Genomic DNA, 471 nt, shown 5'->3' with positions numbered 1-471 from the left:
TTGTCTCATAGAAGAACGAATCGGGTAGACCGCTTCCGCTTTGAGAGTTCTGTGCATTCTCTCGTGTCTTCCGTTCTCTTGCGGTTTTCCTGGACGAATCCTCTCCGGAAAAATTCCTAACTTGATCCACCAAGTGGAGAGAAGTGAAAGCCCTGAACCCGCTGCAAAAGGAACTCCATTGTCCGTTCGGATCGCGTTCGGGAGACCGTATTCTCGAAAACATTTCTCGAATTCTTTCTTAGTCTCGTAAGTTTTTGTCCCTGAGAGCCCTTTGCAGCAAAGTAAGAATCTACTGAATCCATCCGAGATCGTCAGAGGATAACAACGGATTCCATCCTTCAATTTGAAGTCCCCTTTGAAATCGGCGCACCAGACCGCATTCGGATGATCATATCCTCGAAAAGGTTCCGAAGGAAGAATCATTCCTCGTTTCCTCTTTCTCGGTTTTACCAATCCTCTTTTTTGGAGAAT

Annotated in this window: 1 protein-coding gene; it reads right to left on the bottom strand. The window is 46.1% G+C overall.

The window, feature by feature from the left end:
• Positions 1–471: DDE-type integrase/transposase/recombinase (locus tag JWG44_RS08480; RefSeq protein WP_205274529.1), on the bottom strand; the 471-nt coding region annotated here is incomplete at both ends.

Source organism: Leptospira ainazelensis (assembly GCF_016918785.1).
Lineage (GTDB): Bacteria > Spirochaetota > Leptospiria > Leptospirales > Leptospiraceae > Leptospira > Leptospira ainazelensis.
The sequence above is the reverse complement of the archived record's forward strand: the minus strand, read 5'-3'. Positions and strand labels throughout refer to the sequence as shown.